At 40.0% G+C, this 20447-nt stretch carries 18 protein-coding genes; 5 read left to right on the plus strand and 13 right to left on the minus strand.

From position 1 onward, the window contains the following. Positions 1-8: 8 nt before the first annotated feature. Positions 9-1673 carry a RagB/SusD family nutrient uptake outer membrane protein gene (locus B9Y87_RS11260; RefSeq protein WP_085499254.1) on the plus strand — a complete coding sequence of 555 codons (1665 nt, stop codon included), beginning with the start codon at positions 9-11 and terminating at the stop codon, positions 1671-1673. Positions 1674-1788: 115 nt separating this feature from the next. On the opposite strand, the gene B9Y87_RS11265 is transcribed toward B9Y87_RS11260, so the two are convergent. From B9Y87_RS11265 to B9Y87_RS11285, 5 genes are all read right to left on the minus strand, one after another. After that, positions 1789-2838, minus strand: a complete 1050-nt coding sequence (locus tag B9Y87_RS11265) for a substrate-binding domain-containing protein (protein ID WP_085499077.1) — start codon at positions 2836-2838, stop codon at positions 1789-1791. Between the two features lie 70 nt (positions 2839-2908). Next, positions 2909-3514 carry a 3-keto-disaccharide hydrolase gene (locus B9Y87_RS11270; RefSeq protein WP_085499079.1) on the minus strand — a complete coding sequence of 202 codons (606 nt, stop codon included), beginning with the start codon at positions 3512-3514 and terminating at the stop codon, positions 2909-2911. Between the two features lie 7 nt (positions 3515-3521). Then, positions 3522-4589, minus strand: a complete 1068-nt coding sequence (locus B9Y87_RS11275) for a DUF6807 domain-containing protein (RefSeq protein ID WP_085499080.1) — start codon at positions 4587-4589, stop codon at positions 3522-3524. Between the two features lie 18 nt (positions 4590-4607). After that, on the minus strand, positions 4608-5966 hold the full coding sequence (locus tag B9Y87_RS11280; protein ID WP_085499082.1) for a Gfo/Idh/MocA family protein: 1359 nt from the start codon (positions 5964-5966) through the stop codon (positions 4608-4610). 29 nt (positions 5967-5995) lie between these two features. Beyond that, positions 5996-7378 (minus strand): 3-keto-disaccharide hydrolase, encoded by a 1383-nt coding sequence (locus B9Y87_RS11285; protein ID WP_085499083.1) that lies wholly within the window; start codon positions 7376-7378, stop codon positions 5996-5998. A gap of 251 nt (positions 7379-7629) precedes the next feature. Between B9Y87_RS11285 and B9Y87_RS11290 the strand changes: the two genes are divergently transcribed. Both B9Y87_RS11290 and B9Y87_RS11295 read left to right on the plus strand, forming a co-directional pair. Then, positions 7630-8592 carry a YheT family hydrolase gene (locus tag B9Y87_RS11290; RefSeq protein WP_085499085.1) on the plus strand — a complete coding sequence of 321 codons (963 nt, stop codon included), beginning with the start codon at positions 7630-7632 and terminating at the stop codon, positions 8590-8592. Positions 8593-8634: 42 nt separating this feature from the next. Beyond that, positions 8635-9114, plus strand: coding sequence for a c-type cytochrome (locus tag B9Y87_RS11295; protein ID WP_072860368.1), 480 nt, complete (start codon positions 8635-8637; stop codon positions 9112-9114). Between the two features lie 106 nt (positions 9115-9220). Here the strand turns inward: B9Y87_RS11295 and B9Y87_RS11300 are convergent, their stop codons facing one another. The 3 genes from B9Y87_RS11300 to B9Y87_RS11310 all read right to left on the minus strand — a co-directional run bounded on the left by B9Y87_RS11300 (position 9221) and on the right by B9Y87_RS11310 (position 13003). Continuing rightward, the gene (locus B9Y87_RS11300) at positions 9221-10798 is read right to left on the minus strand and encodes a SulP family inorganic anion transporter (RefSeq protein WP_085499086.1); all 1578 of its coding nucleotides are present in this window, start codon (positions 10796-10798) and stop codon (positions 9221-9223) included. An 83-nt stretch (positions 10799-10881) separates the two neighbouring features. Continuing rightward, a complete protein-coding gene (locus B9Y87_RS11305) occupies positions 10882-11853 on the minus strand; it encodes a phytanoyl-CoA dioxygenase family protein (protein ID WP_085499088.1) in 972 nt (323 codons plus the stop codon). 223 nt (positions 11854-12076) lie between these two features. After that, positions 12077-13003, minus strand: a complete 927-nt coding sequence (locus B9Y87_RS11310; RefSeq protein ID WP_085499090.1) for a nicotinic acid mononucleotide adenyltransferase — start codon at positions 13001-13003, stop codon at positions 12077-12079. A 326-nt stretch (positions 13004-13329) separates the two neighbouring features. On the opposite strand from B9Y87_RS11310, the gene B9Y87_RS11315 reads away from it, so the two are divergent. After that, entirely contained in the window at positions 13330-14331 is a 1002-nt protein-coding gene (locus B9Y87_RS11315) for an NAD(P)H-dependent glycerol-3-phosphate dehydrogenase (RefSeq protein ID WP_085499092.1), read from the plus strand. A gap of 50 nt (positions 14332-14381) precedes the next feature. Here the strand turns inward: B9Y87_RS11315 and B9Y87_RS11320 are convergent, their stop codons facing one another. The 4 genes from B9Y87_RS11320 to B9Y87_RS11335 form a co-directional block, all read right to left on the minus strand. Next, the gene (locus B9Y87_RS11320; RefSeq protein WP_085499093.1) at positions 14382-16049 is read right to left on the minus strand and encodes a glycerol-3-phosphate dehydrogenase/oxidase; all 1668 of its coding nucleotides are present in this window, start codon (positions 16047-16049) and stop codon (positions 14382-14384) included. Between the two features lie 97 nt (positions 16050-16146). After that, positions 16147-18537 carry a penicillin-binding protein 1C gene (gene pbpC, locus B9Y87_RS11325; protein ID WP_085499096.1) on the minus strand — a complete coding sequence of 797 codons (2391 nt, stop codon included), beginning with the start codon at positions 18535-18537 and terminating at the stop codon, positions 16147-16149. Next, complete coding sequence (locus B9Y87_RS11330; RefSeq protein ID WP_085499097.1) at positions 18518-18829, minus strand: antibiotic biosynthesis monooxygenase family protein; 312 nt, start codon at positions 18827-18829, stop codon at positions 18518-18520. Before B9Y87_RS11330 ends, pbpC begins: the two co-directional genes overlap by 20 nt. Before the next feature lie 2 nt (positions 18830-18831). Then, entirely contained in the window at positions 18832-19188 is a 357-nt protein-coding gene (locus B9Y87_RS11335; protein WP_085499099.1) for a hypothetical protein, read from the minus strand. Positions 19189-19292: 104 nt separating this feature from the next. Here B9Y87_RS11335 and B9Y87_RS11340 point away from each other — a divergent pair, with 104 nt between their 5' ends. Further along, the gene (locus tag B9Y87_RS11340) at positions 19293-19841 is read left to right on the plus strand and encodes a CvpA family protein (protein WP_085499101.1); all 549 of its coding nucleotides are present in this window, start codon (positions 19293-19295) and stop codon (positions 19839-19841) included. A 70-nt stretch (positions 19842-19911) separates the two neighbouring features. On the opposite strand, the gene B9Y87_RS11345 is transcribed toward B9Y87_RS11340, so the two are convergent. Next, entirely contained in the window at positions 19912-20442 is a 531-nt protein-coding gene (locus B9Y87_RS11345) for a DUF5004 domain-containing protein (protein WP_085499102.1), read from the minus strand. Between the last annotated feature and the right edge of the window lie 5 nt (positions 20443-20447).

A 20447-nucleotide genomic window follows, 5' to 3' on the forward strand; every position in this document is an offset into this window, starting at 1 on the left:
AAAATATTATGAAAAGAAAAATATATTGTATTTGGTTTTTGACCTTGGGGTTCATAATCAATTCATGCGATAAATCTTTGGAAGAAGAGCTTGTGACAGACGTTTCGGCTGCTTCATATTATACAACGGAAAAAGGTTTTCAAGATGCCGTGAATGCAACCTATTCACTCTTAAAGCCTTTTTATGGCCAGGAAATCGGCTTTACGATGACGGTCTTCGGAACAGACACCTATAACAATGGAGCAGATGGTAGCCATAAATTTTTTAATTTCTATGACACCAGTTTGAACGCATCATCTTCAATGGTGAGAGATGCTTGGGCCACTTGGTACAGGGGAGTCAACCAAGCCAACGGCGTTATCAACCGTTCGGCCGGAATTGAAATGGATGAGGCCGAAAAAACTTCGCGTATAGCAGAAGTGCGTTTCCTAAGGGCACTTTATTACTTTAATATTGTTACTACCTATGGTGATGCCCATCTTAGTTTAGAGGAAACAGAGGGTATAGAAGTGGAAGCGAATAAAACTCCCCAGGCAGAGATATATAACCAGGCCATCATTCCTGATCTCGAGTTTGCCATAGCCACTTTACCTAACTCGCAATCCGACTATGGTCGTGCCACAAAAGCTGCGGCAGAGTTTTTATTAGGTAAAGTACTATTAACGCGCAGCTACAAATCATTTGCTGACGGAAGCGATGCTTCAAGGGCCGAAACTTTGTTCAGTAATGTAATCAACAATTATGGTTTTTCACTTTTGGACGATTTTGCTGATTTATGGGATATTAACAACCAAGAAAACAGTGAGATGGTTTTTGTTGTTCCTAATTCAAAGTCACAAGTTGATAGTGGAATCGACTCCTACGGACATAGAGGGCACCTTTATTTCCTACAGGAGTACGATGTACGTCGTGGTATGACCCGGGATATTGAAAACGGTAGACCTTGGAAAAGATTTAGACCTACCAATTTTACACTAAGTTTATGGGATAGGGATATAGATACGCGTTACGACAAATCATTTAAACATGTATGGTACGCAAACAAAAATGAACCTGCCACACCGGCAAACCCAGAGAATGGCGAACCGGCAAGAGCGGCGTTGGCCATTGGAGATACTGCTATTTTCATTCCTGGACCTGGAAAAGACATAGATTGGCCACAATCTAGACAGGACACAAAACCCTATATTACTATAACAAACGACGAATATTCAGAACGTTTGTTCCCTTCAATGAATAAATGGATCGACCCTACTAGGCCCGATCGTCAGAAAGAGCAAGGACAACGCGATTTTATTTTAATGCGTTTGGCCGATGCGTACTTATTGCGCGCCGAAGCACGATTACAGCAAAATAATCCTTCGGGTGCCGCTATTGACATTAATGTTGTTCGGGTAAGGTCGGCAGTTCCAGGACAAGAGGCCGCAATTGAAATTACTTCAAGTGATGTTGATATAGATTTTATTCTAGATGAGCGTGCGCGTGAATTAATAGGTGAAGGATGGCGCTGGTGGGACTTGACCAGGACAGGAAAGTTGGTAGAACGTACTAGACTACATAATCCTTCTGCGGCGCCCAACATTCAGGATTACCATGTTTTAAGACCTATTCCCCAAGAACAAATAGACAGGACTTTGGGTGGTTATCCTCAAAATCCAGGATATCCACAATAATTTCTTATAGTTGTTTTTTATATTAGTTAGTTTAGGGCCTCCATTAATGGAGGCCTTTTTTTGGAAGTAAAGAAGGTTAGTATAGCAGGATTTTTAATGTTTCTTTGTAGTAAGATTAAAAAGATTCGCAATTTTCCTGCACAATTATTTCTACTGGAACATTCATATTTAAATCTGACGGATCTTGTTCCGTAAGGAATTTAAACATTCCCTTAATGGCGGTATACCCCTGAAATTCCGGTTTTTGATTGATTAAAAAATCAATTTCATGCCTTTTTAGACATTCTAGGTTATCCTTATGAAGATCAAACCCAACCACAGAAACATTGGAAACATTATGCGCTTTTAGGATACCGGGAATTAAATAAGACCTTGCATTAGTTACAAAAATACCTTTTCTCCTAGGATCCTTGAACAAATTCTCCATTTCATGATCAATTTCAAATGGCCGATCTATAGGATGATTTATGGTCATTATGGAAATTGACTTGCCCTTGAAATTGGTTGTAAAGAATTCTCTAAATCCATTTTCCCTTTGTTGGTTATTAGCGTGCAATCCCCTATCCGTTACAATATTGATTACAAAATAGAGTCCATCGTTCCCAACCAATCCATGTAATAACCTTGCCGCTACCATTCCTGCATTATGCGAATTTTGCCTGATAAAATAGGACGGATAATCCAATTTAATCTCCGTATCCATAAACACAACAGGAATTTTTTCGGTTTTGGCCTTGCTTAATAGATGGTTGCATTCTGCCATAAAAAATGGGACTGTCACCAATGCATCAAATTTTTTATTCACAACGGCATCGCCCATTTTCATGAAGGAGAAAGGATCCTTAAAGTAGTAATATGAAACAAGGATGCCCATTTCACTTAATTCCTCCACCGCCTTTTCTATGCCTTTTTTTGGAAGTTCCCAATAACTCCAGTTACTGGATGCCTCCGGTATAAGTACAGCTATTTTTAATTTCTTTCTACCCGCCAAATTAAGGCGACTGGCCACAGTATTCTTTTTATATCCTGTCTCCTTAACAATTGCCTTTATCTTTTCGCGTGTAGCTTTTGAAACTCCTGGCCTATTATGCAACACCCTATCTACCGTACCAATGGATACATTGGCCAGTTTGGCAATCTGTTTAATTCCAATAAGATTGTCCATAGACCAACTTCCTTAAATTAATATAATAAGGCAAATACGAAACGGCGGCAAAAATACAACTTGAATCGGTTTAAAGCCTGCCTAAAACTATTTTTCTAAAGTGTATCTCCATTTCCCTCCCGGGATGCAATTGTAACCCCACCGGGCCTTGCAGGTTAGCATCATCCATAGTATAGTTCATGACTTCCTCCCCATTTAACCATACCGTATACGTATTGTCCACTGCCCGCGCCTTAATAGTATTCCACCCCTTTACACGGAGTAATTTAATTACATTCTTTGCTTCCACAGGGTAACCGGCTCCGGGCACATAAGGCGACCCCGTCATATCCCTTTTTAGTGAGCCAGATATGCCAATTTGAATCTGGGGATTTTTTTTATCCTCTCCCCTCATGAATATACCAGAATCAATATTTCCACTAATCATTTTAAAATCCAATTCTACCACAAAGTCATTATAACTTTCATTGGTCCAAAGTATGGACCCCTTCTTTTCGGAATTATTCTTGGCCACTATTTTTCCGTTTTTAACGGACCATTCCCCTCCATCAGGGATTGTCCAGGCATCCAAAGTTTTTCCATTGAACAAACTGTGCATGGCCTTCTTTTCCAATTCTTGAGCCATTCCAATGTTGCCAAAAATTAGGAAAAGCAACAAAATCGTAAAATATTTCATGAAGGGCTTATTGGTCTTTACTAAAATCAGAAAAATATCCGTTTAATGAATCCTCGCTAAGTTGCTCCCCATTATGAACCAAAATGGCGTATTTAAAAGTAACCGAATCCCCTTTGGCCAAACTGAAATTCAATTTTTCCTTACCATCTGAAAATACCTCTTGTCCCAGTGGATTGGCTGCAAAAAGGCCATAACCTCGTGCATGCCAATAAGTGGGGTAACCCACATTCCCTGGATGGTCCATAATGGTTACAGAAACTGGCTCATCCGCAATCTTACCATATAAAGTTGTCCATTTGGCCCTAGTACCCCAGGCCTCTTCCCCAGTCTTTCCTTCGCTCGTTAAATAATTACCATTAACCCCTTCATTGTTCAGAGCTTTCACCTCGGTCGGTATCCCATTGGCATCCATAAATATGGACGGTTGATCTGAAGGAAGCTCCAATCCTCTGGTAACTCGGATAGCTATCATTCCCTCTTTATTGTCCTTAAAGGATACATCCTCCAAGGCTTTTAAGGTAGTGGTCCTAATAATCTTCCTAGTATCCCCTTCTTGACTGAAGGAAAATTCCGTTGTTTCTTCCAATAGCGTGGTATTGTCCGAAGTATCCCAATTAGCTGTGGCAACTAGGGTACCCGTTGCCGCATTGGTTTCCGTAACCTCCCGGTGATTGATGGTTCCATATTTATGTTTATCCTCTTCCTTTATGGCATAAGAATTGTTCCAAAAATCCAATCCGTTTACGTCACCGTAGTTAAACCATATCCCTACATGGTGCGGATGATCTACCCTTTCTCCCTCTAAAGGTTCTATAGGAAAGCCCCTGGTTATTTTTGTGCCACTTTTGGTAATTACCGGATATAGGACAGGTTTAGGTGTTTTTCCGTCATATATATAACTTGTAAATAAATCTCCATCTATAAGAACATCTACCTTTTGGTTCTCTTCATCAGTCCTAAAGGTGACTTGATCCATCTTGGGTGAAGATTCCTCAACTATAGCTTTTTTCACCTTTTCCTTGCAGGAAGAAAATATTAAAAGAATGAGTACGCAACTAATATTTATTCTATTCATGTTATTGATGTTATTAGATTAATATTTGAAAACCTTATCCCCAGCCAAAACATCCTGAGCCTTGTCATCGAAGGTGGACTTTAGTCCAGTTCTAAGGGCTGCGGTGGTCATAATATTGGCTATGGAATGATTGTAGGCGGCATCTATTGGCCCATTTGTTTCTTTTCTGCTCCTAACACACTCCATCCAATTCAACATATGCAATGAGGTCATGTTATCTGCACCAGTGTCTGCGGATGTAACTACTTGTACGTCACTATCCGAGAGATCAAATGATGGCAATAAATTCTCCTGCATACCCATTTTATTGGCATGGGAAGCTTTTAATCCTCCATTGGGACTCACCTTGTTGGTGTCCAAGTTCAATTCTCCTCCATTGGAATAATAGATCTCCTTGGTACCGCCGGCCGAATTGGTAAACCTGGATGAATAGACCACTTGGAAGCCTTTGGAAAGATCATCCAAGGGGCCATAGTCGAATACTGCGGTCATGGTATCGTAATTTTTTCTTCCGTCTTTCCAAAGGTAGATTCCTCCATTGGCAGCGACGCTTCTTGGATGGTTCAAGCCAGTAAACCAGTGAACGGTATCAATCTGATGGGACATCCATTGACCTGGAATACCCGATGAAAAAGGCCAAAATAATCTATATTCCAAATACTTTCTAGGATCCCAAGCCTCATAGGGCCTGTTCATTAAATAGCGCTTCCAATCGGTATCAGATTCCTTGATTTGACTAGTTAATTCCGGTAAGCGCCATCTGTCCGGTTGATTCACGTTCCAACTCATTTCAACCATTACGATATCTCCAAATTTACCAGACTTAATATAGTCGTTGGCGGCATGATAATTGCGACCACTTCGCCTTTGGGAACCAATTTGAAACACAATTCCAGAATCTTCGACCGCCTTTTTACCTACCCTGGCATCTTCCATGGTTTCCGCAAACGGCTTTTCAACATACACATCTTTTTTTGCATTGGCCGCCTGCACGGTGTGCAAGGCATGTTGAAAATCTGGAGTAGAAATTATAACGGCATCTATTTTATTTTCCTCGTACATTTCATCATGATTTCTCCAAACGCGCATCTTGTTCCCAGTTTTCTCCTTCAGGAAAGCTGCTCCTTCATCCCTTCGGCGGTTCCATATATCCGAAACTCCGGTAATTTCAAAATTCTGTTTTTTATAATGCCCCAAGAATGCAGGTATCAATGCCCCTTTGGCTCTATTGGAGAACCCTGCAATCCCTACTCTTACCCGATCGTTGGCTCCAATGATTTTACTATAGCTCTTCGCGCTCATGGAGTTGACCCCCAAAGCTAGACCTCCTGATGCCAATGCTGTTTTTTTGATGAAATTTCTACGTCCTTCACTCATGATCCTTAATTTTTTAAATTAAACCTACCTTAAAACTCCCTTATTTTTATACTTCTAAAGGAAACATGGTCACCATGATCCTGTAAAAGGATTTTCCCTGCCGGAATTGTTCCAAAATTTTCCCACTTCTCATACTTGCTCTTTTCTACCAATGCTTTAAAAGCTTGGCTAAACCTATCATATTCCACCACCTTTACATTATTAAGCCAGTGTTCAACATGGCCGCCCCTAACAACGATGCGGGCATTGTTCCATTTATCCACCCCATTAAAATTCTTGCCCCTAGAATTTTCAAAGTTCTCTGCACGGATCAGATCATACAGGGACCCCACAGTCCTATTGCCATTTTTCCCCATTTTGGCATCCGGATGTTCCTTGTCATCCAACACTTGAAACTCCAAACCTATAGCAGAACCTTGCCCCTTATTAAGACCCGGATCAACAAAATATTTTATGCCACTATTGGCCCCCTTGGTCAACTTAAAATCAATACTCAACTCAAAATTGCTAAATGCCTCGGTTGTTACAATGTCCCCTCCGTTTCTAGACTCTGCACCATCAGAGGACAGAACACTCAAAATACCGTCTTCCATAACCCAGCCCTTCTCTGGAAAAGCATCCAATTTTGCTCCTCGCCACCCTGCCGTTGTCTTGCCATCCCATAATAACCTCCAGCCTTTTCTAACTTCATCAGCAGTGAGCTGATTTTGTAAATAGCTTATTTCCGGGGCATATACGGCTACCTCCTTACGCTCCTTCTCCAAATCAGTGGTTTTGACCCTAATATTTCTCCATTTCACTATTTTGCCTTCCAAACTAGCATCGTGTATGGAATGCACCTGAAAGGCAATAAACCCTTTCGCTGTAGCATCATCCACAAGGTTGGCACACTGTATCCCGTTTATCCAAGTTCTGATATTTTGGCCGATGGCCTCAATCCTATAATGGTTCCATTCCCCCGGTTTAAAAGCATTTTGTCCTTTAGCGTTTCTGGATAGCGGATATAACCATCCCCTTCTGGCCTCGTCATATATTCCCCCTGCCCATTTTCTATCACTGGTCTCAATTTCACATTGGTATCCATGTACCCTTCCCTCCATATACTCCGGAAGACTCAAACTTCTAAATTGGACCCCAGAATTTAGTCCGTTTTCCACAAATACATCAAATTCCAAAATAAAATCGCCATAGGTCTTTTTCGTGGCCATAAAACTATTGGGAGTATTTAACTTAGAGGTTCCTATCATTTCCCCATTTTCAATTTTATACTTTGCATTCCCGTTCAATTGTTCAAAATTGGAGAAATCCTTACCATTAAAAAGTGTTTCCCATCCATCTTGGGCAAAAGCATTGAAAAAAGTAAAGTGAAGTAGCAACACCAAGATTAAACCCCTTAGATTCTTATTAGCCATAATATTTGGATATTAGTTTTCGTTAACGTTAACGAAAATATAAAAATATGTTGAAACAACAACATATTAATTTACAATAAGTATTAATTTAGTAAAATTCCGGTCCATTTTATAAGGCATTACTAAAACATAGCCCGTAATATTGACATCCATATTTATCCTGGCCGCCAATCTTTGAAAAATTATAGGATTAACCTATCTTGTCTCCTTATCCTTAAATCTTTGTTCCAACTCCATATAGAACTCTTTCCATGCCTATTATCACCTCCGATTACAACCCACCATTACTTTTTAAAAATGGACATTTATCCACTATTTATTCTGGATTGATTAGAAAGGTACATGGCCTAATACAACATAGGGATCGTTTGGAACTTAACGATGGGGATTTTATGGATCTGGATTGGAGCTACGCCTCCCGCCCCTCTACCGGAGTGGTAATACTCTTACATGGCCTGGAAGGCAATGCACAAAGACCTTATATAACTGGTAGTGCAAAACAATTCAATGCCATTGGTATTGATGCCTGCGCCGTAAACTATAGGGGTTGCAGCGGTGAGACCAATCGCCTTTTCCAATCTTATCATTCTGGGGCCACGGAAGATTTGGAGGCCGTTGTACACTACATATTGGAAGAAAAACACTACTCCAATATTTACTTAAAGGGATTTAGTCTAGGTGGCAATTTGACCCTAAAATACTTAGGGGAAGGAAGATATATCCCTGAGGAAATAAAAGGGGCCATCGCAGTATCTGTCCCATGCAACCTATACAGTTCATTATTGGAACTATTGAAACCAAAAAATAGATTGTACGCCATTAGGTTCAAGAAACATCTTATAGAAAAACTGCGTGCAAAACAACTTCTTTTTCCAGAAAGGATAAGCGATACGGACATTGCAAAGATAGACACCCTAAAAGATTTCGATGACATCTATACCAGTAAGGCCCATGGATTTAAGGATGCTATTGATTACTACCAAAAATCCAGTTCATTACAGTTTATCCATGCCATAAGAACTCCCACCCTGATTATAAATGCTCAAAATGATTCCTTTTTGGGAGACCAATGTTATCCTTTTAAGGAAGCTGAACAAAATAATAACGTACATTTTGAACTTCCCTTATACGGAGGCCATGTAGGGTTTTATGGCCAAAATAATATTACCTATACAGAAAAAAGGGCATTAAAATTTGTTGAAGAATTATATTAAAATAATCTATTTATTATCTTCGTGAAATAATATACCAAAACGATGAGAAAATTATTTATCCCTTTGGCCCTAGCTGGATTGATCCTTAGCTGTGGCGAAAAAAAAGAAGAAAAAAAGGAAGGTTTTGAAATGAACCGTACCAAAAAAGAAGTGAAAGCAGAACCCGTAAGTGAGGGAGTCCCTGTAGACATGAGCAACAAAGGTGTAGGCCCAATTAAATCTGTAACGTTCGCAGATGAAATTGATACCGAACTGGCTGCCAAAGGACAAAAAACATTCAGTACCATTTGTGTGGCTTGTCATATGGCCGAGCAACGTTTGATTGGACCTGCTCTAAAGGGTGTTTTTGAAAGAAGAAGCCCAGAATGGGTAATGAACATGATCTTAAACCCAGATGGTATGCTTAAGGAAGACCCTATAGCCAAGGCTTTATTGAAGGAGTACAACAATGCCGTTATGCTGAACCAGAATCTTTCCGAAGAGGATGCTCGTGCGGTAGCAGAATATTTAAGGACCTTATAGTTTATAAATTCTTTAAAAAATTAAAAGCGTTTGCCCCCATAGATGGGATGTGCAAACGCTTTTTTATTGATAATCCATTGGAGCAGATCCATTAAAAGTATAACTGCTATACCTTATCCACAACAACTTTATAGGTAGGATCTTCTATTACGTTCACATCAATAATTTCATTGGCATTCTCCAATAACCTAATACAGTCCCGACTTAAATGTTTTAGGTGCACCTTCTTGCCCACCTTGGCATAACGTTCCGTTAATTTGTTCAAGGCCTCAATTCCAGACATATCTGCAACCCTACTTTCCTTGAAATCGATAATTACTTCGTTGGGATCGTTCTGTATATCGAACTTCTCAGCAAAGGCGGTAGTTGACCCAAAAAACAAGGGTCCGTATATCTCATAATGTTTTATCCCGTTTTCATCGATAGATTTTCTGGCCCTAATACGTTTGGCATTTTCCCAGGAATAGGCCAAGGCAGAAATAATTACCCCGAACAATACGGCAACCGCCAAATTATGGGTAATGGCTGTAATTAAGGTAACCAATACCATTACGACAACATCTGAGGTAGGCATTTTTCTAAATGTCTTAAAACTTGCCCACTCAAAGGTTCCGATGGCCACCATAAACATTAGTCCAACCAAAGCGGCCATGGGCAATTGTTCTATTAAGTTAGAGCCGAACATTATAAATACCAGCAACATTACAGCAGCGGTTATTCCTGATAATCTAGCCCTGGCACCAGCGGAAGTATTGATCAAACTTTGCCCTATCATAGCACAACCTCCCATCCCTGACAGGAATCCAGAGAAAATATTCGCTGTTCCCTGCGCTATACATTCTTTGTTTCCACTTCCACGAGTATCGGTAATTTCATCTATTATATTTAGGGTAAGCAAACTCTCAATTAAGCCAACTCCGGCTACAATGGCCGCAAAGGGAAATATTATTTGAAAGGTTTCCCATGTAAATGGAATATTAGGAATGGACAAAGGGGGAAAGCCTCCTTTAATGGACTCTCCTTCAGACATAGTATCGGCTACTGTTAGCGTATCTATACCAAAACCCAAAACTATTGCGGACACCACCACTATAGCCAATAAGGACGAGGGAACCGCCTTGGTTATTTTGGGGAAGCCCCAAATAATCAGCATGGTCAATAAGGTTAGTCCCAACATGGTCCAAAAAGGCATTCCCGACATCAATTCTGATGTTCCCTTAACATAGAAATTGGGGAATTGCGCCATAAAAATTATAATGGCCAATCCGTTGACAAATCCAAACATGACCGGATGTGGCACCAAGCGTATAAACTTTCCTAATTTTAAAACTCCTGCTGTAATTTGTAATAGGCCTGCAATGATCACGGTGGCAAAGACATAATTCAAAATAGTCTCTGGAGTAATCCCGGGGAAAGTATTCTTCAATTCCAAAATTAATCCCACAAAAATAACCGCCACGGCACCTGTAGCTCCGGAAATCATTCCTGGTCTACCTCCTAAAATAGAAGTTACCAATGCCAATACAAAGGCTGCATATAATCCGGTTAACGGAGAAAACCCAGGGATCAATGCAAAGGCTATAGCTTCAGGTACCAAAGCTAGGGCTACGGTTAAACCAGATAAGATCTCGGTCTTATAATCTACTTTTTGCTTAAAATCGAATAGATTTAAATACTTCTTCACGCTTTTGTTTTTGAGGGTGCAAAAGTAGGGGATTTTCTTGTTTTAAGGTGCATGATATGCCTAAATGTGACATATACAACAAATTACCAAAATTGAAGTCCCAATAATTTCTTGCCCAAATCATTTAAGTCAGCCGATCTGTACTTGGTCTGTTCCCAATTTCTGGGATCGCCAGGGAAAGCATATCCGGCTGGTGCCAATCTATTTTTCCAAGAATTGATGCGCCAAGTTCTAAGGGGCCCATTATCCTCCTCGGCCGGCATCATTGAGATATATTGGGCAATCCTAACTTTGTTTTTTGAATGATTTGGCCTTATACCATGAGGAAGCGTACTATTAAAAATCAAAAGATCGCCCGTCTCCATCTTCACCTTTACTATCATATCCAGCAAGTCGCCTACATCTGGCTGAAAACGGTTCCTATCGGCTGGCTGATGAAGTTTCCATGAATCATAATTCCGGTATAACCAGGGAATACATTGAAACCCTCCCATATTCTCATCGGTTTGGTCTGCCAAAGCTAATACGCCCTGTACATTCTGTGGTCTGGTTTCCGGGTCGTAGTCCCAATGTATAAACCCTTTTTGTTCAAATCCTGGCCGAATTGGGAAGTTTAGGTTGGCCCTATCAATAGTTACCCAAAGTTTTTCCGTACCCCAAATATCCACAAAAGCATCATAAATTTTTTCTTGTTGCCTATTGTTCCAAAGATACTGATGGTTGTACACCTCCACCATTCCCGTACCTGTTAATTCCTTCATTTTTATTTCAGCCTTGGGAGGCGTATACCAGGTATCTGGGTTCCTAGGATCCTTTTCCTCAAATTCCCATAAAAATTGTGCGGTTTCCTGTGCTTGCTCCTTTGCGATCGCATTTTTAACAACAATATACCCGTTGTACAACCAAAATTTCCAATCCTCCTCACTCAGAATCCGTAAAGGCCTACCGTTACTTCGGTCGTTCAAAACAATTTTACTGGTAGTGGAAGTGGAAGGGTTCCCCGGTATCTTCTCATGAGGGTTCTTGTTGGCAACCTTATTGTACTTGGATCCCATAAGCTGGTTTTTTTAACGCTTCGAACAACACCTTAATTTAAGGAATTTATTTGAGTTTTTCCTTTTGGCCAGACCGCCTATTCTATTTGGAATAAATCTTTTGGCATACGTAGAATTATGGTAAATAAAAAACCGCCCTGGGTAATTACTCCAAAGCGGTCTTTAACTAAATAACCAACCAAAAACTTCTTTATATCGGCACCGTAAAAGCTTACGGCAATAATTATATCTTTCTTTTCCTAACCACCTTCATGGTTCCGTATTGGGTTTTTGTCCTCTTTCTGTCCACTTGGGACATTCCAGATTTCAAATAGGTAATAAATCCCCTTCCCTTAAACCTGTAAACTGTTCCACTACTGGAATGATACAGCTCTATTGTACTATCATTAATAACGTACAACTCAAAGTAATCATTGCCCATGAAGTCATAATCCAGTGTTAAAGTTTTGAGCGTTTCATCGTTATAAACATCAAATAATGAATACTCACCTCGATAATCCCACAAAATGTCGTTGAAATGCATCCCCGTGGGGTCTAGCGAGGAATTAAATACACTTTTGTTTCCATCAAAATAGAACTGTAAATAATTTTCCCCATCAAAATCGTTTACCGTTCCTTCCACACTTGTAGCCACCTTTTCCCAAACATTATATTCATGCAATAGATATTCAATATTGTCATAGAATACCATGTCATAATCAAAGTTATTTCTTTGATATCCCTCTAAAAAATATGATGTTCCACTATCGGCATCATATAATTCAATGGTATTGTTGTCCAGGACGAATACCTCCAAAACCCAATATCCATCCATATCATGGTTAATTTGTAGCCTTCCATTAGCAGTATCGAAATACCCAACATCCAATCCAAAGCCATTCCCTGTTTTACCAATGCCTACTATATTATTGTTGGTAAAAACCGTTTCACCTACAAAGGAAATGGTAAATGCACGTTGCAAAAATGGAACCTCCCCATTGCCGGAAGTAGCATTGATATCCACATACCAAAGCTCATAGGATTTTAATAAGGCATGTACATTTAGAAAGGGTTCATCAATGTATTCGTCCTCAATAATAACTTCGGTATAACAACCCGTTGCCAAAATAGCGAGGGCTAAAGTTGTAAATAGTAGTTTTATAGTTCTCATATCATATAGATTGATGTTGACTATTACAATAAAACAATCATTATGCCAATAATTTTAAAGGCTAATTATCAACATGTTATAACCGAAAAACAATGAGAAATGTCTACTGGACCAAAAATTTGGATTCCCTAGATTGCACCATCCCTTATACCTATGCTATTAAATTCTTGTTTTGAATCTCCAAAAAACAGTCCTACATTGCCATAGATTTTGTTGAACCATGTGCTCTTCCTTAATAGTCCCGGGAAATTGATGGGCCATTAATGTTCTTTTAGCAAGATACCTTGGTTATTGGATCTTGGCGTACAACAAAAAATATTAGATAAATGAAGAACAATATAAAGTTTGCAATGTTGGGTGGTGGTAGCTGGGCAACTGCCATTGTTAAAATGTTGACAGAGAATGCGGATATAGTTAATTGGTACATGCGCAATACAGATGCCATTGAACACATTAGGACCCAGAAACACAACCCCAATTATCTAAGTTCTGTAGAATTTCATACCGAACAATTAAACCTGACGGACAATATTAATGAGGCCGTTGCTGACGCCGACGTCCTTATTTTTGCCATTCCCTCGGCTTTCTTGGATAACGAATTGAAGCAACTGACCGTTGATATCAAGGACAAAATTATTTTTTCGGCCATTAAAGGAATTGTACCAGAATCCAGTTTAATCGTGGGAGAGCATTTTCATGTTAATTATAACGTTCCCTTCCAAAATATTGGGGTCATTACAGGCCCATGCCATGCCGAAGAAGTAGCTTTGGAACGCTTATCCTATTTAACCATAGCCTGTGCGGATACGGAAAAAGCCAAATTAGTGGCCAAACACCTAAGTAGCGACTACATAAAAACCAAAATATCGGATGATATTATTGGGACGGAATATGCGGCCATGCTAAAGAATATTTATGCTATTGCTGCTGGTATTGCCCATGGATTGGGCTACGGCGACAACTTTCAAAGTGTACTTATGAGCAACTCCATAAGGGAAATGAAGCGATTTATAAAACGGGTGCACAAGATGAAGCGCAACATAAACGACTCTGCCTATTTAGGGGACCTATTAGTTACGGGCTATTCCGTTTTTAGTCGTAACCGTATGTTTGGAAACATGATCGGCAAAGGTTACACTGTAAAAAGTGCCATGATGGAAATGAAAATGGTGGCCGAAGGATATTATGCCACCAAAAGTGCATTCCTAATAGTTTCAAAACACAAGAATAAATCGAAAACCCCTATTCTAAACGCCGTTTACGAGGTACTTTATGAAAATAAAAACCCGAAAAAAGTTTTCAAGGAACTCACCGAAAAGCTGGACTAGCCAAAAGATTTAACCTGCTGGGCCATCAAGGATCACTTTAACCAATGCCCTTAAATTCGGTCTAGCGAAAAATTGGAATGTTCTTCGATTTCACTTTCCAAGGTTTTCCGGTAGGTATCAATGACATTATCATTTAGTTTATAGATAGTTTTAAACTCGACCAGTATAGGTTCCATCAACTTTCTAATACTATCTATATCAAAATACAGCCTTCCTGTTCTGCGGATAAAAAAATCCATGGGGGTATGTACCATTTCATTTTCTATGGTAAATTTCAGCTCTGCCTTGGCCATACCCAACTCATGATCATCTTCTTTCTGCTTGGCATAGTACTGTAAAATTGTTTCGGTCTGTTTTCCATAATTGGTCACCAAATACCAGGCATCATATTGAGAAAATCCTTCAGGCGTTAATCTTTCATGGATTTCCGCAATATATTTCTTAACGTATTTATACTTTTTAAACTCGTTACCACATAAAGGAATATGTTCCGTATCCGAAGGTTTTACAGTAATTCCATAATCCTCCTCCATTTTTTTGGCTACCCTGTTCACTACGCGCTCCGCCATTTTACGATAACCCGTTAGTTTACCACCAGCAATACTTATAAGGCCGGTATCTGAAGTAAAAATTTCATCCTTCCGTGATAGTTCCGAGGCAGACTTGCCTTCCTCATGTATAAGTGGGCGCAGTCCGGCCCAAGAGGAAATAATATCTTCCATTTCCAAATTTATCTTTGGAAACATATTATTTACGGCAGATATTAAATAAATAGCATCGGCCACATCTGTTTTTACCTTGTCCTTGTTCTCGTTAAAATTGGTGTCTGTGGTTCCAATATAGGTAATCTTGCCTCTTGGTATGGCAAACATCATGCGTCCGTCAGGTATATCAAAATAAACAGATTGCTTTATAGGCAATTTCTCATATGGGAAAACCAGATGCACCCCTTTGGTAAGATGTAGGCGCTTTCCTTTTTTGGAATTGTTTATGCCCCTAAGCTCATCCACCCAAGGTCCTGCAGCGCTTATGACATATTTGGCCTTTATTGAAAGTTCCGTGTCCAGGACCGTGTCCTTTACCTTCACCCCTGCAACCATATCCTCCTCATAAATAAAGTCGGTCACCTCGGCATAATTGAGAGCTACGGCGCCATATTGAAGGCTGGTCTTTATAGTTTCCATAGTGAGTCGGGCATCATCTGTCCTATATTCCGCATAATACCCGGCTCCTTTTAAGATCTTTTTGGGCAGCAAGGGTTCTAATTTCAGGGCTTCTTTCTTCTCCAACATTTTACGTTTATCATCTCCGGTAACTTGGGCCAAAATATCATAAACCTTTAACCCAATGGAAGTAAGCCATTTGCCATAGGACCCATTTTCTATTAATGGCAGCAACATTTTCTCCGGTAACACCAGATGTGGCGCCAAATTATGTACTATGGCCCTTTCGGAACCCACCTCTTTTACCAACCAGAAATCAAATTGTTTTAGATATCGCAGTCCACCATGAATCAACTTTGTTGATTTACTACTGGTCCCGGATGCAAAATCGTTTTTTTCAACCAAGGCAACCTTTAAGCCCCTGGATGCTGCATCCAGGGCAATACCACCACCTGTAATTCCACCACCTATAACCACTAGATCGAATGTCTCTTCCTGTAGTTTGGCTATTGTTTTTTTCCTATCCAAATTAGAAAATCGAATATTTTTTGTCATCTTTTAGAGGGTATCCGTTTATAGAAGTTGCATTTATTTTGCTCCGACCAATGTCTTTAAAGATAATGGATTATAGGCCCAAATCAAAGTGCTAATGTTACTCTATGGTTACTATAACAACAACTTCATTGCCCAAGGCGTCAACTGCCATAATTCGGTGTTCTCCAAGGGACGGTATCAATCCTATTTCGTGAAAGTCTGAGGTCTGCCCAATAAATTTCTCATCCAAATACCAATAAACAGGTGTTGCCGGTTTAACATGGGCCAACTTAACCACCAATTCATTCTTCTTACCTTCAAAATTTCTCGCCAAGGTAATTCTACTTCCGTTTCTGGGATATATAAACTCCATTGCCTCCGAATTGGAATCCCTACAATTTTCCAGAAAAGGCGGTAAAGTTTTATATGAAGGATGTCCTTTTTTATAATAGTATTCCATTAATGGCGGCAATATAAACCAAGATTCGCTGACAGTTTGTGACAAATCTGCACAGGAGGAATTGACCCTCAACTGTTTTTCAGCATCTAAATGCACCAATTGATGATATGCACATGACTTAACGAAATTTTGCTTTCTGGGGATAGAAAGTACTGTTTTGGGACAAATATCAGTAGCCAAGTAACCACTTTCCGAACATACATCCATTTCAGTAAACTCATCTAGTGGCTTTTGAAACCAGGAGGACCTGGGCAGAACATCGAACACATCAAATAGCACAGGGGCGGCACTGCTAAGTCCGGTTACATTTGGTCTTCCCTCGCCATCGGCATTTCCAACCCAAACCCCAACTACGTAGTCTTTAGTAATGCCAATGGCCCATGCGTCCTTGTTGCCAAAACTGGTTCCCGTTTTCCAAGCTATCTGCTTGGAGGAATCAAAAAATTCCCAGGATTCACTGCCCTCTGGCCGGTTGACTTTTTTCATGGCCTCAAAAGTAAGGTAGATGCTGGCCGCATCAAAAATGGTCACCTCAGTAGATTTAGCACCAAAATCCACCTTGGTTTCCGCTGTTGGGATTGGTTCTATAAATTCCTTGTTATAATACTCACTAGAAGTGGCATTAAAGTGATTTACAGTTGATGCCAAGGAGGCATAGGTCTTGCACAAGTCCCAGAGATTGCTTTCCGCTCCGCCAAGAATTAATGTTAAGCCATAATGATCGGCCGATTTATCCAAGCCCCTTAGGTTGAACAAATCCAGTTGATCCCTAAACTTTTCCAATCCGTAGGAACGTAGCAGCCGCACTGCAGGAATATTAAGTGACTTGGCCAACGCCTTGTCTGCCTCTACTGCGCCACTATAGCTTTCGTTAAAATTCTCGGGGGTATAACCTGCTATTTGGGTAGGAACATCCGGAATTAGCATAGTGGGCAATAATTCCCCCTCATTCATCATGGCGGTATACAATAATGGCTTTAGCAGACTGCCGGTACTGCGATTGGCCTGCACCATATCCACATCCTTTTCGTGTTCGTTATCCGTTGGTGTGTTGCCCACATAAGAAAGTACTTTACGTGTCTTAACATCCATCACCAGAACTGCCGCATTGTAAACCTGATTCTGTTTTAAGTTTTTATAATGCTTATGTACAATACTATTTATACTTGCCTGAAGGTTTTCATCCACAGGGGTCGAAATTCTCTTGCCCTTATATTTTTTGGCCAAATATTGAACCAAATGAGGTGCTGTGTCCGGTAATGGAAATGGCTTTTTGGGCAATTCTTCCAAAAGGGAAAGCTGGTAGGTAGTACTATCTATATAATTATTATTCAATAATTTATGAAGCAACCTATTTCTCTTGCCTAGCAATTCTGTTTGATTCTTTCCAGGGTAAATTAAACTAGGGGCATTGGGCAATACGGCCAAGGTAGCTGCTTCTGCCCATGACAATTGATCGGGCTGCATGCCAAAGTAACGCCAAGATGCTGCCTCCAGCCCTACCACATTTCCTCCAAACGGGGCATGGCTGGCATATAATTTTAGAATATAATGCTTGGAATACCCCAACTCCAATCTAGTGGCCAAGACCAGTTCCTTAATTTTTTCCCAGTAGGACCGTTTCTTGTGATTGCGGGATAAGCGTATTACCTGTTGGGTAAGGGTACTGCCCCCCCTTACTGTTTTCCCAGCCAAAATATTTGCTATAAGAGCTTTGCCTATGGAAACAGGGTTAAAACCGGGATGCCAATAAAAATGGGCGTCCTCAAAATTTAAAATACAGGTCTCAAATTTAAAGGGCACGCTATCCACCACGGGGAATCTCCATTGACCGTCCTCGGCAATAAGTGCTCCCAAGAGCTTGCCCGATTTACTTTCAACAACAGTGGCATGGGGGGTATGGAATAATTGTTTGGGCAAACAGTAATAATAGGCAATCAGCAGTGAGGTAAGGATAAGTAATTTCCTAGGATGCTTTTGAATTAGCCCCTTCAACCGTAGAAAGGTTGTTATTCCCTTTTTCGAATCCTTATCCGTTCCCAAATTCATACTCCCTTTCCACCATACAAATACGGACCTTGTACCATTTGTACCATTGTTCCCTGCCTTTTTTTTGGGCAAACAAATGATCCGTCTGCATTTTCCAATCCGCTATGGCCCCCAAACTATCCCAATAACTTACACTAATCCCTAATTGGTCCCTTGCGCTTTCAAAACCTAGAAAACCCGTTTGTCTTTTTGCCAGTGACTCCATTTGCTGGGCCATTTCCTTATACCCCATATTATCTTCAGTGGTAATGGAGGTAAAAATTACGGCATAATAGGGTTTTGTAAGTTCCATAACTATATGATATATTCCTTTTCCAGGAAATAGCTCACCAAAGCTTCCTTCATTAACACAGATTGTTCGCCCGCTTTTAAAGGGGGAAGTTCTTCCTTTATGTTATAATGCGGCCAACCATCTTCATCAAAAAAATCGAACTCGTAATACCCATATGGTTCCAACAGCCTACAAATAGCTATATGCATTAGATTTAATTTTTCATCCTTTTTGTAGGTTCTATGAATCTGCCCCAATTCCTGGACGCCTACCAGATATATGATGGCATCCAATTCCAATGGATCGTTGTCCGCAAATTGGGCAGATAATTTTTTTACCAAAGTCTCCCACCTATCCTTTAACTGTGTATCTCTAGACATTGCAATCAATCTTAATTTAAACTATTCCGGGTTCATTTATCCAAACAGAATAGAATTGTTCAAAGGTACAAATCAAAGTTTTATATTTGTCAAAAGACTTTTGTATGGGCATTTTGGATATTATTATTGGATTACTATTACTATACGGCCTATACAAGGGGATAAAAAATGGTCTCTTGGTAGAATTGGCATCTTTAATTGCACTTATTGCCGGTTTATACGGTGCCATTCACTTTTCCTATATCGTGGGGGAATATCTTGCCAAAAATATGGATTGGAACGAACGTTATATGAACACTGCTTCCTTCTTGATCACCTTTATAATTATTGTCCTGGTGGTAAATATGGCGGGGAAACTATTGACTAAAATTGCCGATTTTGCCATGTTGGGCTTACTGAATAAAATAGCGGGTGGAATATTTGGCGCACTCAAGGTTGCTGTAATCCTAGGCGCCCTTTTGATTTTTTTTGACAAAACCAACAATCAATTGGGGTTTGTTAAACAAGAATCAATTGACGAATCCAAACTATATATGCCCGTAAAGGAAATTGGGGCCCTCGTTTTCAGTAAGGTACTAAAGAAAAATGAACCTCTTGAAGTAGAACCATCCCAGAACGAGGAGCAAAACGACTTCTTAAAAGTTCGTTGGTAATTATATCATCCTGTGGCACCAAAAACAATTTGGCAACCATAGGACGATATAATGTTTAACTCAAATTCAATTAATTGGTCGCTTCCGTTTTGGTATAGGTAAATGTAACATCTGTTTGTACGGTCAAACCATTTACATCCGTTATGGTATAATTGGAAGTGGTAGTAAATGCCGATTTGCCCTCATTAAAAACAATTTTCAAATTTTGGGCGGAACAATTCCCAATTAAACCTAGGATGTCACTGGAAAGTTTCCAAGTCCCTTCAATCTTAAGTTTATTACTACAGTTGGAAGCATTTTGACCCTGGGCGAATTCGTAGGCGCGACCAGGTCCAAAAGTATACTCGGAATCCTTTTCACAGTCCGTATATTGCACATAAATATCCTTTTTTGGATTCTGCACGTCGTCTTTGGTAATATCTACTTCCTTTGCCGCAACAATGGCTGTCAACTCCCAAGTTCCTAGCAGGCCATTTTCCTCCGTAACAAGTGTCCCTTCGTAATCAGCAGGGCATTCAATGGTATTATCCGTACTACATCCTACCAATAAACTGTTAAATGCAATTGCTCCAAAGAGCCCAAACCAAATTATTTTTTTCATATGAT

The sequence above is a fragment of the Arenibacter troitsensis genome, assembly GCF_900177645.1.
GTDB classification, from domain to species: domain Bacteria; phylum Bacteroidota; class Bacteroidia; order Flavobacteriales; family Flavobacteriaceae; genus Arenibacter; species Arenibacter troitsensis.

Excerpts from the sequence above, each read along its gene's own strand:
- B9Y87_RS11330 (WP_085499097.1), bottom strand. The coding sequence starts at position 18,829 with ATGGAACTTACAAAACCCTATTATGCCGTAATTTTTACCTCCATTACC.
- B9Y87_RS11265 (WP_085499077.1), bottom strand. The coding sequence starts at position 2,838 with ATGGACAATCTTATTGGAATTAAACAGATTGCCAAACTGGCCAATGTA.
- B9Y87_RS11335 (WP_085499099.1), bottom strand. The coding sequence starts at position 19,188 with ATGTCTAGAGATACACAGTTAAAGGATAGGTGGGAGACTTTGGTAAAA.
- B9Y87_RS11285 (WP_085499083.1), bottom strand. The coding sequence starts at position 7,378 with ATGGCTAATAAGAATCTAAGGGGTTTAATCTTGGTGTTGCTACTTCAC.
- B9Y87_RS11320 (WP_085499093.1), bottom strand. The coding sequence starts at position 16,049 with ATGACAAAAAATATTCGATTTTCTAATTTGGATAGGAAAAAAACAATA.
- B9Y87_RS11270 (WP_085499079.1), bottom strand. The coding sequence starts at position 3,514 with ATGAAATATTTTACGATTTTGTTGCTTTTCCTAATTTTTGGCAACATT.
- B9Y87_RS11345 (WP_085499102.1), bottom strand. The coding sequence starts at position 20,442 with ATGAAAAAAATAATTTGGTTTGGGCTCTTTGGAGCAATTGCATTTAAC.
- B9Y87_RS11260 (WP_085499254.1), top strand. The coding sequence starts at position 9 with ATGAAAAGAAAAATATATTGTATTTGGTTTTTGACCTTGGGGTTCATA.
- B9Y87_RS11295 (WP_072860368.1), top strand. The coding sequence starts at position 8,635 with ATGAGAAAATTATTTATCCCTTTGGCCCTAGCTGGATTGATCCTTAGC.
- pbpC (WP_085499096.1), bottom strand. The coding sequence starts at position 18,537 with ATGAATTTGGGAACGGATAAGGATTCGAAAAAGGGAATAACAACCTTT.
- B9Y87_RS11290 (WP_085499085.1), top strand. The coding sequence starts at position 7,630 with ATGCCTATTATCACCTCCGATTACAACCCACCATTACTTTTTAAAAAT.
- B9Y87_RS11275 (WP_085499080.1), bottom strand. The coding sequence starts at position 4,589 with ATGAATAGAATAAATATTAGTTGCGTACTCATTCTTTTAATATTTTCT.
- B9Y87_RS11305 (WP_085499088.1), bottom strand. The coding sequence starts at position 11,853 with ATGGGATCCAAGTACAATAAGGTTGCCAACAAGAACCCTCATGAGAAG.
- B9Y87_RS11340 (WP_085499101.1), top strand. The coding sequence starts at position 19,293 with ATGGGCATTTTGGATATTATTATTGGATTACTATTACTATACGGCCTA.
- B9Y87_RS11315 (WP_085499092.1), top strand. The coding sequence starts at position 13,330 with ATGAAGAACAATATAAAGTTTGCAATGTTGGGTGGTGGTAGCTGGGCA.
- B9Y87_RS11310 (WP_085499090.1), bottom strand. The coding sequence starts at position 13,003 with ATGAGAACTATAAAACTACTATTTACAACTTTAGCCCTCGCTATTTTG.
- B9Y87_RS11280 (WP_085499082.1), bottom strand. The coding sequence starts at position 5,966 with ATGAGTGAAGGACGTAGAAATTTCATCAAAAAAACAGCATTGGCATCA.